14 protein-coding genes are annotated in these 13,722 nt (G+C 69.3%); 6 read left to right on the top strand and 8 right to left on the bottom strand.

Translation table 11 applies throughout. From position 1 onward, the window contains the following. Positions 1-95: 95 nt before the first annotated feature. Both MJ605_RS03850 and MJ605_RS03845 read left to right on the top strand, forming a co-directional pair. Positions 96-1,355 (top strand): TIGR03862 family flavoprotein, encoded by a 1,260-nt coding sequence (locus MJ605_RS03850; protein WP_243040016.1) that lies wholly within the window; start codon positions 96-98, stop codon positions 1,353-1,355. 100 nt (positions 1,356-1,455) lie between these two features. Beyond that, positions 1,456-2,493, top strand: a complete 1,038-nt coding sequence (locus MJ605_RS03845; RefSeq protein WP_243040015.1) for an HDOD domain-containing protein — start codon at positions 1,456-1,458, stop codon at positions 2,491-2,493. A gap of 352 nt (positions 2,494-2,845) precedes the next feature. On the opposite strand, the gene MJ605_RS03840 is transcribed toward MJ605_RS03845, so the two are convergent. The 6 genes from MJ605_RS03840 to MJ605_RS03815 all read right to left on the bottom strand — a co-directional run bounded on the left by MJ605_RS03840 (position 2,846) and on the right by MJ605_RS03815 (position 8,089). Next, positions 2,846-3,844: an LLM class flavin-dependent oxidoreductase gene (locus MJ605_RS03840; RefSeq protein WP_243039721.1), complete on the bottom strand. Its 999-nt coding sequence runs from the start codon at positions 3,842-3,844 to the stop codon at positions 2,846-2,848. Between the two features lie 436 nt (positions 3,845-4,280). After that, positions 4,281-5,456, bottom strand: coding sequence for a YncE family protein (locus tag MJ605_RS03835; protein WP_243039720.1), 1,176 nt, complete (start codon positions 5,454-5,456; stop codon positions 4,281-4,283). Between the two features lie 40 nt (positions 5,457-5,496). Next, positions 5,497-6,309, bottom strand: a complete 813-nt coding sequence (locus MJ605_RS03830; RefSeq protein WP_243039719.1) for a creatininase family protein — start codon at positions 6,307-6,309, stop codon at positions 5,497-5,499. 97 nt (positions 6,310-6,406) lie between these two features. Continuing rightward, the gene (locus tag MJ605_RS03825) at positions 6,407-6,619 is read right to left on the bottom strand and encodes an oxidoreductase-like domain-containing protein (protein ID WP_425600964.1); all 213 of its coding nucleotides are present in this window, start codon (positions 6,617-6,619) and stop codon (positions 6,407-6,409) included. Between the two features lie 4 nt (positions 6,620-6,623). Then, complete coding sequence (locus MJ605_RS03820) at positions 6,624-7,391, bottom strand: class I SAM-dependent methyltransferase (RefSeq protein WP_243039718.1); 768 nt, start codon at positions 7,389-7,391, stop codon at positions 6,624-6,626. 101 nt (positions 7,392-7,492) lie between these two features. Continuing rightward, on the bottom strand, positions 7,493-8,089 hold the full coding sequence (locus MJ605_RS03815; RefSeq protein ID WP_243039717.1) for a 2'-5' RNA ligase family protein: 597 nt from the start codon (positions 8,087-8,089) through the stop codon (positions 7,493-7,495). Positions 8,090-8,258: 169 nt separating this feature from the next. Here MJ605_RS03815 and MJ605_RS03810 point away from each other — a divergent pair, with 169 nt between their 5' ends. Both MJ605_RS03810 and MJ605_RS03805 read left to right on the top strand, forming a co-directional pair. Further along, positions 8,259-8,585 (top strand): hypothetical protein, encoded by a 327-nt coding sequence (locus tag MJ605_RS03810; RefSeq protein WP_243039716.1) that lies wholly within the window; start codon positions 8,259-8,261, stop codon positions 8,583-8,585. A gap of 42 nt (positions 8,586-8,627) precedes the next feature. Further along, positions 8,628-9,179, top strand: a complete 552-nt coding sequence (locus MJ605_RS03805) for a Spy/CpxP family protein refolding chaperone (protein ID WP_243039715.1) — start codon at positions 8,628-8,630, stop codon at positions 9,177-9,179. Between the two features lie 51 nt (positions 9,180-9,230). Here MJ605_RS03805 and MJ605_RS03800 read toward each other — a convergent pair whose 3' ends face one another. Then, entirely contained in the window at positions 9,231-9,890 is a 660-nt protein-coding gene (locus MJ605_RS03800; protein WP_243039714.1) for a 2'-5' RNA ligase family protein, read from the bottom strand. Between the two features lie 137 nt (positions 9,891-10,027). Between MJ605_RS03800 and MJ605_RS03795 the strand changes: the two genes are divergently transcribed. After that, complete coding sequence (locus tag MJ605_RS03795) at positions 10,028-10,501, top strand: hypothetical protein (RefSeq protein ID WP_243039713.1); 474 nt, start codon at positions 10,028-10,030, stop codon at positions 10,499-10,501. A 10-nt stretch (positions 10,502-10,511) separates the two neighbouring features. After that, positions 10,512-10,778, top strand: coding sequence for a GIY-YIG nuclease family protein (locus MJ605_RS03790; protein WP_243039712.1), 267 nt, complete (start codon positions 10,512-10,514; stop codon positions 10,776-10,778). Positions 10,779-11,363: 585 nt separating this feature from the next. Here the strand turns inward: MJ605_RS03790 and MJ605_RS03785 are convergent. Beyond that, positions 11,364-13,667 (bottom strand): transferrin receptor-like dimerization domain-containing protein, encoded by a 2,304-nt coding sequence (locus MJ605_RS03785; protein WP_243039711.1) that lies wholly within the window; start codon positions 13,665-13,667, stop codon positions 11,364-11,366. Positions 13,668-13,722: the final 55 nt, after the last annotated feature.

The raw sequence follows: 13,722 nt of genomic DNA, 5'->3' as shown, positions 1-13,722 counted from the left end.
GTGCTCCAGTCGCGCACTGGGTGCGCTCCTACAGGAAGCAAGAGGCTGGCATGGACAGGCGATACAATGCCCGGCCGTCCGCCAAGCCCTTCGCCATGTCCGCAACGCCCTCCCATGCCCGTCTCGCCGTGATCGGCGGCGGTCCCGCCGGACTGATGGCGGCCGAGGTCGCGCATGCCGCAGGCTTCGAAGTCGATGTGTTCGAGGCCAAGGGCTCGGTCGGCCGCAAGTTCCTCATCGCCGGCAAGGGTGGCATGAACCTCACCCACGGCGAGCCCAAGGCGGACTTCGTGCAACGCTACGGCGCGCGTGCGCGGGAGATCGGCACGTGGCTTGAGGATTTCGACGCCGACGACCTGCGCGCCTGGGCACGCGGGCTGGGGGTGGATACCTTCGTCGGCAGCTCGGGCCGGGTATTCCCCAGCGACCTGAAGGCGGCGCCGCTGCTGCGCGCCTGGGTCCACCGGCTGCGCGAGAGCGGCGTGCGTTTCCATGTGCATCACCGCTGGCTGGGCTGGCATGGCGACGGCAGCCTGCGCATGGCCACGCCCGATGGCGAACACGCCCTGCACGCCGACGCGGCGGTATTGGCCCTCGGCGGCGGCAGTTGGCCGCAACTGGGCTCCGATGGCGCCTGGCAGCCATGGCTGGCCGGCCGAGGCGTGGCGGTGGCGCCGCTCGCGCCATCCAATAGCGGCTTCGACATCGGCTGGAGCGAGCACCTGTCCGGCCGCTTCGCTGGCGCGCCGCTCAAGCCGGTGGTGCTGCACTGGCGAGATCCCGCCGGCCGCGAACATACACGCCAGGGCGAGTGCGTCATCACCGCCACCGGCATCGAGGGCAGCCTGATCTACGCCTTCTCGGGCCCGCTGCGCGAGGCCATCGCCGCCCATGGCGCCGCCACCATCGCGCTGGACCTGTCGCCCGGCCGTTCCCTGGAACGGCTGCGTGCCGACCTGGCCAGGCCCAGGGGCAGCCGCAGCATAGGCGACCACCTGCGCCGGCAGGCCGGCATCGACGGCATCAAGGCCGCGCTGCTGCATGAATGCCTGGCCCGCGAATCGTTCCGCGACGCGGACGCCCTGGCCCGTGCGATCAAGCGCCTGCCGCTGCGCCTGGTACGGGCGCGCCCCATCGAGGAAGCCATCAGCAGCGCTGGCGGCGTGCGTCTGGAAGCGCTCGGCGAGGACCTGATGCTGCAGGCCCTGCCCGGCGTGTTCTGCGCCGGCGAGATGCTGGACTGGGAAGCCCCGACCGGCGGCTACCTGCTCACTGCCTGTTTCGCCAGCGGGCGCCGCGCGGGACAGGGCGCCGCCGCCTGGCTGCGGGGTCGGGCGCCCGCTCTCCACGGCTGAGCCGCACGTCGCAGAACCGCCGATTGACCCTATAGGTCTCCCGCCCGGTGCCGATACAGGAGCGGAGCGAAAGCGGGTCGACGGGGAGCGGGTGAAGCTGATGATGGGTTTCTGGGGTCGATGGTTCGCGCGTGAACGCAGGCCCGCCACGCCAGCGTCGCATCGCCCTGCGAACGAGCAGGCCACGGAAACCCCCATCCTGGCGCCTGACGGCACCATTCCCGGCCACCAATTGGAGGAATGCTTCTACCGCTTCGTCCTCGACCTGCCGGCAGATACCGGCGAGAACGTGCATGCCGCGCGGGAACAGGCCGTGCTGCAACGCCTGAAGGAATGGTGCGACAGCGGCCGCTTCGACGTGCGCAGCCTGCCGCGCATGCCGAGCGTGCTGCCCCAGCTGATGCGGGCGATGAAGAGCGACAACCTCAACGGCGCCCAACTGGCCGGCCTGATCCGGCGCGATCCGGTACTGGTGGGCGAGGTCATGCGCGTCACCGGCAGCGTGGCCTACCGCACCGCCCACCCGGTGGGCAGCCTGCAGCACGCCGTGGTACTGCTCGGCCAGATCGGCCTGCGCCACGTGGTGTCGGTCTACGTGATGAAGCCGATCCTGATGGCCAGCGCCGGCGCCCAGGGCCAGCTGGCGGGCCAGCGGCTGTGGGACCACGCCGAGCGCTGCGCCCATGCCGCGGTGTTCCTCAGCAAGGGCCAGTGCGATCCGTTCGAGGCCCAGCTGGCCGGCCTGGTCGGCTACAGCGGGCTCGGCGCGGTATCGCGCCTGCTCGGCAAGGAACTGCAGGATGCCCTGCCCGCCTGCTCGCCGGCCTTCATCGCCGGCTGCGCGCGCGTCGCCGCCAGGCTCACCGTGCAGGCCGGTCAGCACTGGGACCTGCCGCCGCCGGTCCTCGACGCCTTGATCGAGCATGCCAACGGCGATGCCGACAGCCTCACCCTGCCGATGAGCCGCGTGCTGCATGCGGCGCAGCGCCTGGCCATGTGCCAGTTGCTGGCCGAGCAGGGCCTGCTGGACGACGAGGCCCACTACGCCGACGACTCGGTCAGCCTGTTCCCTTCCCCGCTGCTGGCCCGCTGCCGGCAGGACCTCCGCCGGAACTTCGCAGCCATCGACGCCCCCTGAGAGCCTGTTCACGATCTCCCCGTGGTCCGCGCCGGGAGCTGTTTGCGCGCAGGGCAAGGAAGAGGGAGGGAGTGTACGTCCGTACACGACCGAGCGATGACGCCGGCCTGGGGGCAAACAGACCCGGCCCGGAGGGTTGCGCCGGTGTGCCCGCCAGGAAGCCGCGCGCGGCTCGACCTGACCGCCAGTCAGGCGCTTCGCCACGCTCGATTCCCTGGCGGGCACACCGGCTCAACGCGGGCTACGGGGAGATCGTGAACAGGCTCTGAGGGCCTCAAAATCCAGGCGTACTCCAGCTAATCCCTCGGCACCGGCATGGCGCTGCCTCGCCACGCCGAGCCACTCTGCCGGGTCACGCGGCGGCAGCCATGCACTGGCGCACCTCTGCCACGAGTTCGAACGAGCGGCAGCGCGCCTCGTGGTCGAACACATTGGCGGTGACCATCAGCTCGTCCGGGCGATGCCGGGCGATGAAGGCCTCCAGGCCCTGCCGCACGCTACCGGCATCGCCGATCACCGCGCAGGCCAGCGCATGCTCCACACCGAACTTCTCGGTAGGCGTCCAATAGCTCTCGATATCGTCGATGGGCGGGGGGATCAGGCCGGGACGGCCGCGGCGCAGGTTGATGAAGCTCTGCTGCTGCGTGGTGAACAGGCGGCGCGCCTCGGCGTCGCTGCCCGCGGCCACCACGTTGATGCCCAGCATCGCGTAGGGCGCCTGCAAGCGCCGGGACGGCCGGAAATCGCGGCGGTAAAGCGCCAATGCCTCGTCCATCGCGTCGGGCGCGAAGTGCGAGGCGAACGCGAACGGCAAACCCATCGCCGCCGCCAGCCGCGCGCTGAACAGGCTGGAGCCGAGCAGCCATACCGGCACCTCGATCCCCGCGCCCGGCACCGCGCGCACCGGCTGCCCGGGCGTGGCCGGCTCGAAATAGGCCAGCAACTCCGCCACGTCCTGCGGGAAGGCGTCCGCGCTGTCGAAATAGCGGCGCAGCGCGCGCGCCGTGGCATGGTCGGTGCCCGGCGCGCGGCCAAGCCCGAGATCGATGCGCCCCGGATACAACGAGGCCAGCGTGCCGAACTGCTCGGCCACCTGCAGCGGCGCGTGGTTGGGCAGCATGATGCCGCCCGCACCTACGCGGATGGTCGAGGTGCCGCCCGCGACATAGCCGATCAGCACCGCCGTCGCTGCGCTGGCGATGCCGGGCATGTTGTGGTGTTCGGCCAGCCAGTAGCGCGTATAGCCCGATCGTTCGGCACGGCGGGCCAGGTCCAGTGTGTTGGCGAAGGCCCGGGCCGGGTCGCTGCCTTCAGTGACCGGCGCCAGGTCGAGTACGGAGAATGGGATCATCGGGTTTCCTCATGCGGGAAGCCCCCGATGTGGGGACGGCGCCCCCAATTGCCAGCGGCAGATGGACGCTCAGCCGTAGCGCCAGGTGCGCTGCTCGACGCGGCCGCACCGGGCGCATTCACGACGGCCAGGCTCGGGGCGAGTCCACTTGTGCCTGAAGATGCGGCATAGCAGCCGCCTTAGCCAAGGCTTTCCTGTCATGCCCCCGTCTCCTTCATGAACCGCACGCTCGAAAACGTGCTATGGCTCACAATCCTACAACTGGGACAGGGTCATAGCGATAACAGCAGGATGACGGCAGTTTATGACAGCACGGTTCATTTCTGCCCCCCGCCTCGCGGTGCTCTACTCGTCGAGCGGGCGGATGCAGGGCCGGCACGACCCGGCGCCAACTCCGCAAGGGGGCAAGGCGTTTCCGCCCTGCCCCGCACCGCCATCAGCGCATGATGCCGGTATGGCCCAGCGAGTAGCGGCCCGGCTGCGGCCACACGGCGAGGCCGTGCGGTTCCTGGCCCACCTTGACGAAGCGCACCTGGCCGGTGGTGGTGTCGAAGGCGTACACCACGTCGTCGAAGCGGCCGGACAGCCATAGCGTCTTGCCGTCGGCGCTGACGTTGCCCATGTCCGGGCTGCCGCCGCCGGGGATCGGCCAGGTCGCCACCACCTTCTGCGTGGCGAAGTCGATCACCGATACGCTGCCCTTGCCGTGCCTGGGGCCATGTACCTTGTTGGAACCGCGGTTGGCCACGTACAGCTTGGTGCCGTCGCGGCTGGGGTACAGGCCATGGGTGCCCACGCCGGTCTTGATGAAGCCGACCTGCCTGAAGCTCTTGCCGTCGATCAGGTAGACGCCGTCGGCCATCATGTCGGCCACGTAGAAGGTCTTGCCGTCGGGAGAGGCGCGGATGTCCTGCGGCATGCCGTGCTTGGCCAGGTCCAGGTAGCCCAGCACCTTGCGGTTGACCATGTCGATCTTGGTCAGCTTGCCGGTGAACTCGCAGGTGAAGATGGCGTAGGTGCCATCGATGGCGAACTCGGCATGGTTGATGCCCTTGCACTCCGGCGCCTCCAGGCTGGAATGCATCGCCATGCTGTGGGCGTCGCGGAAGTCCAGGCGCGCATGCGCCTCGGCCACCACGATGGCTTCCTTGCCGTCCGGGGTGAAGTACATGTTGTACGGGTCGTCGACCGGCACCGCCTTGCCCGGCTTGCCCGTGCGCGGATCGATCGGGGTCAGGCTGCCATCGCTCTTGCGCTCGGCGTTGTTGGTCACCCACAGCGTGCGCAGGTCCCACGAGGGCACCACGTGCTGCGGGCCCTCGCCCACCTTGAACTTGTCCACCACCTTGTAGGTGGCCGGGTCGATCACGTAGACGTCGTTCGAGCGCAGGTTGGGCACGTAGATGCGCGGCAGGTCGTTCTTCACCGCAGGGCTGAGGTGGCCGAGCCCGGCCTCGCTGTACATGTTGGAAGGATCGGCCACCGGCGGCATGCCAGGGACGGTGGCGACGGACGAGGCCGCCAGGGCGGAGCCGGCGGCGCACGCCGCGGCGAGCGCGAACGGGGCAAGGCGGAACAGACGGGACGAGCGCGTAGAGGTCTTGTTGGCCATAGAGGGAACAGCTTGGAGTGGTCCGGAGGGAGAGAGGAAGTCAACGGCCCTGCGTGTCTCGGCGCAGGGCGTCGACGGTATGTAACACGATAGCATCCACGCCCAGCTGACCCAGCGCAGCCGACGCGCGGCGCGGATCGCCGCCATAGACCCCGTCGGCCGGTCCCAGCCTGGGGCCGTGCTGGAGCTGGTCCAGGCGCACCATCTGCGGCGCCACGGCCAGTTGCAGCGAGGTGTCGGCCAGGCCGGCATGGGTGCCGATCTCGTCGTCGCGATAGCCGCGCTGCCGCAGCAGTTGCGCATAACCATCCGACGAACTGGCGTAGTACTCGGGCGGCACGATGGCGCGCGCCTTGCCGGCCCAGCCCTTGTTGAGCCGCGCGGCCACGCGTTCCAGGTCCTTCTGGTAGCCGCCGTGGTCGCCCAGGAACACCACGTAATGGAAGCCGTGCGCGGCGAAGCTCTGCGCCGCCGATTCCAGCATCTGCTCGAACACCGCGTCGGGCACGGTGATGGTGCCGGGGAAGCGCATGTGCGAGCTGGGCGGCGCATAGCCACCCTCGGGCACATAGGCCACCACCGGCGCGACCAGCGCATCGCCCAGCGCCTCGGCGATCCGGCGCGAAAGGAAGGCGGCGCGCGCGTTGTGCTTGCCCACCGCGATACCCGGCCCGCTCTGCTCGGTGCCGCCGATGGGGATGATGAGGGTGGTCTTGCCGGCATGCACCTGGTCGCGGATCTCGGTCCAGGTCAGGTCCTCGATCAGCACGCTGTGCGGCGGTTGGGCAAGGGCCGCCTGGGCGGCGAACAGCAGCAGGCCACATGCCAGCGCACGCAACGAGGGGTAGTGCATCGGACGGTCCAGCCAAACGGAGCCGCCAGTGTAAGGCGATGCCCGGTGGCCACGCATCATGAAATCCTGCCGCGGCGCTCCCGCCAGGGGGCGCCGTTCAGTCGGCCGGCTCGCCGGGATGGCGCGCCTTCCACGCCGCCAGTTCTTCGCGGTAGCGTCCCATCGCCTCGTCGTAGAGGTCGAAGACGCATGGCACGCAGCCCTGGCCGCAGCAGTCCTCGTCGTCCGGCCGCTGGGGCTTGGTGGGGGGCGGATCGCGGGAGGGCGCCGCAGCGCCCTCCGCCATGGGGTCGTGCAGTGAATCGGTCAAGCCATCATCCCGGCTTGCGGAAGCGGTAGACGAACTGGTCGGTGTGGCCGCGTATCGACTTGTCGAACACCTTGATGTCGTGGGGATCGGCCGGGTTGCGCAGCACGTCGCTCTCGCCGTCGAACACGAAACCCGCCGATTCCACCTGCTTGCGCACGATGGCCGGGTCGATGCGGTGCAGCGTGTCGGTGTCGCGCATGCCCGAGCCGGCCTCGGCCACGTGGTCGATCACCACGAACAGGCCGCCGGGCTTGAGCGCATCGAACACCTGCTTGTCGAACACCACCGGATCGACGTTGCCCATGAACTTGTCCGGGTAGTCGTGGTAGTTCTGCGAGGTGAACACCAGGTCCACCTTCTCGGGCGTCCTGAACTCCTTGGACGGCACCATCAGCACGCCCACGTTGGCGTAGTGCGGGTTGGCCACCAGCGCCTTGGACGCCTGCACCTCGGACTTCGCCTCGGCACCGTATTCGTTCGGCCATACCGCGTACACGCGCCCCTTCGGCCCCACGATGGCGCTGAACACGCGGGTGAAATAGCCGCTGCCGGGGATCAGGTCCACCACCGCCTGGCCGGGCTTCACCTCGGCGAAGGCCATGATGTCGGCGATCTTGCGGCGGTCGTCGTTGACGGTGTCGTCCTTGCGGGCCGGATCGTTGACGGCCGCGGCGACGTAGGACGGCATCGCGGTGGTATCCGCCGGCTCGGCCAGCGCCGCGGCGGCGGGAAGAGCGAGGGCAACCAGCACGGCAAGGATGGTCGGTCGCATGGCGAACTCCGTGGTCAGGGATGGGGGGGCGATCTTGCGCCTTCACAGGATAAACCGCAGCAGGACCTTCGGCACGAGCAGCGCGTCAAAAACTTTCGCCCCTACGGCTGCAAACGCCATGCATCGAGCATCTGGTAGGCCCCGCCCCCGACGATGCTATGCAGCAGCGCGAAGCCGTCCACCCACCAGGCGATCGGCTCGATCGGCACTGTCGGCGGCAGTGCGCCATGGGCATACGCGTAGGTGACGTGCGGGGTGAACTGCGGCGACAGGTGCCCGCCGACACCGGCCCGCACCAGCGCAAGGCGCAAGTCCTTCCATAGCGCCTGCAGGCCGGCGGGCGATTCGGTGCAGCGCAGCACGCAGGGCGGCTCCCGGCCATGGAAGGCCGACGCCGTGTCGAGCACCAGCTCGAACGGCTCGGCGCGCACCTGACTCGCCGCGGCCATGGCCGCACGGGCCACGTCCTCGCGCCGCATGGGGGAGTCACCCAGGAAATGCAGGGTGAGATGGTAGCGCGCGGGCCGGACCATCCGTGCGCGCAGCGGCTGGCTTGCCGCCACGGCCGCGGCGGCGGCCTCGATGCGGCGCGCCACCGCCTCGCCCGGCAGCAGCGCAAGGAACAGACGATGCGTGGGTTGCGGATGGTTGCCGCCCAGCAGGTCCAGTTGCGGCGAGGAAGAAACGTGGCGAGGCATGGATGGCCGGACGGCGAGGCAGCGCAAACGCCGATTGTAGGTCCCGCACCGCCCGCATGGGCCCCATCCGGCCGAGCCGCCTCGTCCGGCCGTTGAGCCACCATGCACATTTCCTGCCCTAGGCTTGCGGGTATGCGACCATTCCGTCGCACCGCAGGAGGGAATACCGATGAAACACGCCCCATCCTTCGCCCTACGCCACCGGATCGCGGCGGCCGCCGTCGCCGCCGTCTGGGCAGCGATGCCGCTGTCGGCGCTGGCGCAACACTACCGCCACGGCCCGCCGCCCCCGCCGCGCTACGACCGCGGCCACTATGACCGCCATCGCGGCGGCCGCGACAACACCGGCGCCATCGTGGCCGGCGCCCTGCTGGGCGTGGCGGCCGGCGCGCTCATCACCAATGCCGCCACGCCGCAGCCGCCACCGCCGGTGGTGTACAGCTCGCCGCCGCCCCCGCCGCCACCCGGCGTCGTGTACTACGACCAAGGTTATTGAGCCCATCCGGCCAAGCGGCCACTACGCATTGGAGCACCCGACATGACATTGTCCATTCGACGCATGGCCCTACCGGCGGCGCTGGCGTTCGCGCTGATCGGCGCGAACGCCTGGGCACAGACCACGCCCACGGCGCCCGCCCCGTCCAGCCCGACCGCAACCGGCAAGACGCCGGCGCAGAAGCGCGAGGACGCGGTGGAGCGGCGCATCGCCGACCTGCACGACAGGCTGCAGATCACCGACCAGCAGTCCAAGCCATGGGACGCCTTCGCGCAGACCATGCGCGACAACGCCAGGCGCGCCGACGAGGCCTTCCACCAGCGCGCGCAGAAGCTGGCCACCATGACCGCTTCCGATGCGATGAAATCCTATGCCGATCTCACCGCGCTGCATGCGGACAACATGAAGAAGCTCTCCTCCGCCTTCGACGACCTGTACGCGGCGTTGTCGCCGGAACAGAAGCAGATTGCCGATGACTTGTACCGCCACCCCGACGGTCCGGGTTCCCGCGGGCCGCACAAGGGCGGCGGCAAGGGCGGCAAGGGCAAGAGCGCGCCCGCCAGCGCTTCGTCCAGCGGCAGCTCCGGCACGTAAGATGGGGACCGCCGCCATGCGCCGCCGAAACGAGGCGCATGGCGGTACGGCTCAACGGGCGGCCGGCACTTCGCCGGCATTGCCCAGCGCCAGCCGGTGATGGTCGCGCAAGGGACCAAACTGGCGGCGCGCCTCGTAGGTGACGTAGCGCAGTTCATCGACGGCCAGCGACACCGGCGGCGCGGCGAGGACGGCCAGCCGCTGCCGCACGACATCGGCCGGCACGCATCGCCGGTACAACCCCAGCGTCACGTGCGGCACGTAGGCGGCCTGGCGAATTTCAGGCCCGGCCCGCTCCAACAGGGCGCGCCAACCGGCCAATCGCCCCTGCGGATCGCCGACCGGAATAACCGCCGCGCTGGCGAAGCTGTCCGGCCGCGCCAGCGGCAGCGGGCAAGGCCGTTCGGCCGCCGTTTCCAGCAAGGCGAGCTGCCGCGCCAGTTGCGCGGGCGTGAAGTCATCGTCCAGCCGCCGCGCTGGCTGCGGGAATCCACAGACGAACACGGTGAGGTGCGGCTGCCGCCGCGGACAGGGATGCAGCAGGTCGGCGAGCTGCCGCCGCGCCGCCTCGATGTATGAGATCAGCTCGGGCTGCAGCACCGGCACGATCCACACGCCATAGCGCTCGCGTCCGCGATGCCACTCGGGGTAGTCGCGCAGTTCGGCCGCCAGCGTGCAGGCCGGCGCGTGCCTGGGATCGGAAAACAGCATGTGTCCATGGTAGCGCCACGTCGCCCGGTCGCCCATGAGGAAGGGCATATCGCCCACGGCTCTGCCAGCGACTAGAGTGGGTCCCGCTTCAGGACGAGGCACCGCGCATGCAGGACGCCCATCCAACGGAGACCACCATGCCACGCACACGCCATCCGGTTGTTTCCGCCATCCTGTGGGGTGGCCTGATCGCCGGCACCGTGGATATCGGCGCCGCCGCCCTCATCACCGGCCTCGGTCCGCTGATGGTGCTCAAGCTCATCGCCGGCGGCCTGTTCGGCAAGGCGGCCATGGCGGGCGGCCTCTCCGTCGCCGTGCTGGGCCTGCTGCTGCAATGGGCCATGTCAGTCGTCATCGCCGCCATCTTCGTGCTGGCCATGCGGCGGCGCCTCGCACGCCTGGCCTCGTGGCCGCTGTGGGGCGCGGCCTATGGCGTGGCGGTCTTCGTGGTCATGAACTATGTGGTGCTGCCCCTCTCGGCGCTGCACGCCAGCCCGCACTTCGGCGTCGCCGGCTTTATCGCCAACCTGGTCGCCATGCTGCTGTTCGGCTGGATCGTGGCCTTCGTCGCACGGATCTTCCTGGCATCATCGGCGCCGGTGCAAACCTGACGGAAACGCGATGGCGACGGAACACGACTCCTGGTGGCTCTACCTGATCGAATGCCGGGACGGCTCCTACTACGCCGGCATCACCAACGACGTCGATGCGCGCTATGCCGCGCATGCCGCCGGCAAGGGCGCGCGCTACACGCGCTCGCATCCGCCGATGCGCCTGCTCGGTGCGCGCGCCTATGCCGACCGCTCGCAGGCCTCACGTGCCGAATGGGAGATCAAGCGGTTGCCGAAAGGGCGAAAGCTCGCCTACCTGGAGATGGCGGGCGATTGACATCGCTTGCGCCCTCTTCCCAACGGAAAGAGGGCGCAAGTCGTGGCTTTAAGTCCTCAGTGCGTCGATGCACCGCGGGGTAGCCGCTGGGTGTAGCTGAAGGAGAAGCTGATTCGACTGGCGAGGGCTGCAGGGCTTGTATCTACCGCAGTGCTGCGCTTCCTCACCGCCATGGCGCGTTGCGGGGTAGCGACGCCGTTCGAGGTAGCACGTCACTTACCGGGCTGGCTTCAATCCACCGGGCTTGTATTCAACACAGCGCTGCGAGCCTTTGAGGCCATTCTCTTTTCTCTTGGGCCAGCTGAGAAAAGTGACTCGAGCGCCGGCAGGCGATTGAAACGCCCGCCGCGTCCCACGGGGACTCCCTTCGATCGTAGGCGGCAACCTGGCGATAGCGCGACAACCAGATACCGAGGCGCTGGACCCCGGCCTGCGCCGGGGTGACGAGCAAGGCAGACCGAGGCGGAAGGAGGTCGCGCACAGGGTGCGCTCCTACAAGGGAGGGCTGATTAGCATCCAGTCTCAGCCGGGAACCGTAGGAGTCCAGGAAAAGCAAAACACGACCCTTCGGTACGCATCGCCTCCCTATGACTTTTCCAGCAGCGCCGTGATCCGGTCCAGCTGCGCGCGATAGCCGTCCAGCACCTTGGCAGTCGCCTTCGCGTACTGGTTTGCCTCGTCCCAGCGGCGGGCCTCCAGCGCCTCGCGCACGCCCGGCACGGTCTTCACCTCGTAGCCGGTGAGCAGGCCCGGGGCGTAGATCATGTGCTGGAACCAGGGGCGGCCCGGCAGGCCGGCGCGGTCGGTGAGCGACTGCTCCATCCTGCCGATCAGGCCGTTCACTTCACGCAGCCGTTCGGGCGGCAGGTCGAAGCCGCTGGCGGCGCGCTGCGCATAGGCCGCCTCGAAGGCCTGCGCGCTCTGCGTGAGCGCCTCGGCCGCCTGGTCCAGCGGCGCGAGCCGGATGTCGGCCACGTCGGAATCGCGCGCCGGCGGTCCGACCGGACGCGTGGGATCGACTACCAGCGCATAGGCGCGCCCATCGATCAGCTGGTGCTGCTGCTCGGTGTCCTTGCGCGTGCTGTCGGTGAGCTTGTGCAGTTGCTCGACGTAGCGGCCCAGCGTGTCGCTGAAGTCGCCGAAGTGCAGCGGCACCACGCTGGCATCCACCGTGCGCAGCACGATATGGCCGGCCACCTTGGACAAGGCCACGCCGTACTGGAAGGTCGGGTCGCCGAAGCGTACGTAGTGGTCGAAGGTGTCGTATGCCGAGTGGTAAATGCCGCCGTTGTCGTCCTCGCCGTCGAAGCCGAGGTCGAGCGAGGCGATGCCCAGGTGTTCGAGGAAGGCGCTGTAGTCGGAACCCGAACCCAGCGCGCCGATCGGCACGTCGCCGCCCTTGGCCGCCAGTTCGGCGTTTTCCTTGGCCTGCGGCTTGGCGTCCTTCGCGCTGCCGGCGACCAGCATCCGCGCACGCATGCGGTCGAGCACGCTGGCCTTGGTTTCCGGATCGGTGACGCCGGCCGCCACCTGGTTCACCAGGTGCTGCAGCGAATGGCTGCCGCCGGCATTGAGGAAGCCGCGTCCGTTGGTGTCGGAATTGAGGTACAGCACGGCTTTCTGCCGCAACTCCCGGGCATGCGTCTCGGCCCATTCGGTGGAACCGAGCAGGCCCGGTTCCTCGCCGTCCCAGCTGGCGTAGACCAAGGTGCGCTGCGGACGCCAGCCCTGCCGGTAGAGCGTGCCGATGGCCTTGGCCTCGGCCAGCAGCGCCACATTGCCGGCGAGCGGGTCCCACGCGCCGAACACCCAGCCGTCATGGTGGTTGCCGCGCACGATCCACTGGTCGGGCTCGGTGGAACCCTTCAAGGTGGCAATCACGTCGTACACCGGCTTCTGGCTCCAGTCCGACTGCACGACCAGGCGCACCGACGCCGTGCTGGGACCCACGTGGTAGGTCAACGGCAGCGAGCCGCGCCAGCCGGCCGGCGCGACGTCGCCGGTCAATGCCGCCAGCAGCGGCGTGGCGTCGGCGTAAGAAATGGGCAATACCGGAATGGAAAGAATGGTCTTGGCGTCTTTCAGCGCCAGCCGCTTGGCGCCCGGCGTGGAGCCGATGCCGGGCGTGAGCGGATCGCCGGGGTATTGCTGCATGTCGGCCACCGAACCGCGCTGCACGCCGTCGGCCGGGCGCCAGCCGCCCTGTGGGTAGGCGTCGCCCGCGGCGTAGCCGTCGTCGTGCGGGTCGGAATAGATCAGGCAGCCCACCGCGCCGTGCTGCTGCGCGAGCTTGGGCTTGAGGCCGCGCCAGCCGCCGCCGTAGCGCGTGATGACGATCTTGCCGCGCACGTCGATGCCGCGGCGCTCCAGTTCCTTGTAGTCGTCCGGCATGCCGTAGTTGGCGTAGACCAGCGGCGCGGTGACGTCGCCGTCGCCGCCGTACACGTTGTACGGCGGCAGCACGCCCGGCTGCGTGGCCGGCGTGCTGTCGCCCGGCACGTCCGGCTCGCGCAGCCGGGCGGTATAGGGATGCGGCCCCTGCAGCTCCAGCGCCACTTTCTTCGGGGTGGGATAGAGCACGCTGAAGGTCTCGATATGCGCGTCCCAGCCCCACGCCTTGAACTTCGCCAGCATGAACTCGGCATTCGCCTTGTCGTGCGGCGAGCCGACCTGGTTGGGCCCGGCGGCCATCTGCTTGAGCCATTCGCGCTGCTCGGCGGGATCCAGCAGAGCGTCGAAGCGCTGCTCCAGGTCCTGCTGCGCCGCCGCGCCGGCGGCGGTGAAGCCGAGCATGCCGCCGGGTTGGCCGGCACCGTCAGTGGCCAGCGCGCTACCCATGCCCACGAGTAGGCAGGCGGCCAGCAAGGGCCGCATGGTGATTCGAGTCATGCCGTGTCTCTCCCCGGAGTGGACGTACCAGGCAGTTATAGCAAGCGCACGGCCC

The sequence above is a fragment of the Dyella sedimenti genome (genome assembly GCF_022760995.1).
Taxonomy (GTDB): Bacteria; Pseudomonadota; Gammaproteobacteria; order Xanthomonadales; family Rhodanobacteraceae; genus Dyella; species Dyella sedimenti.
Note: the sequence above shows the minus strand (reverse complement) of the source record. Positions and strands in the feature narration are given on the sequence as shown.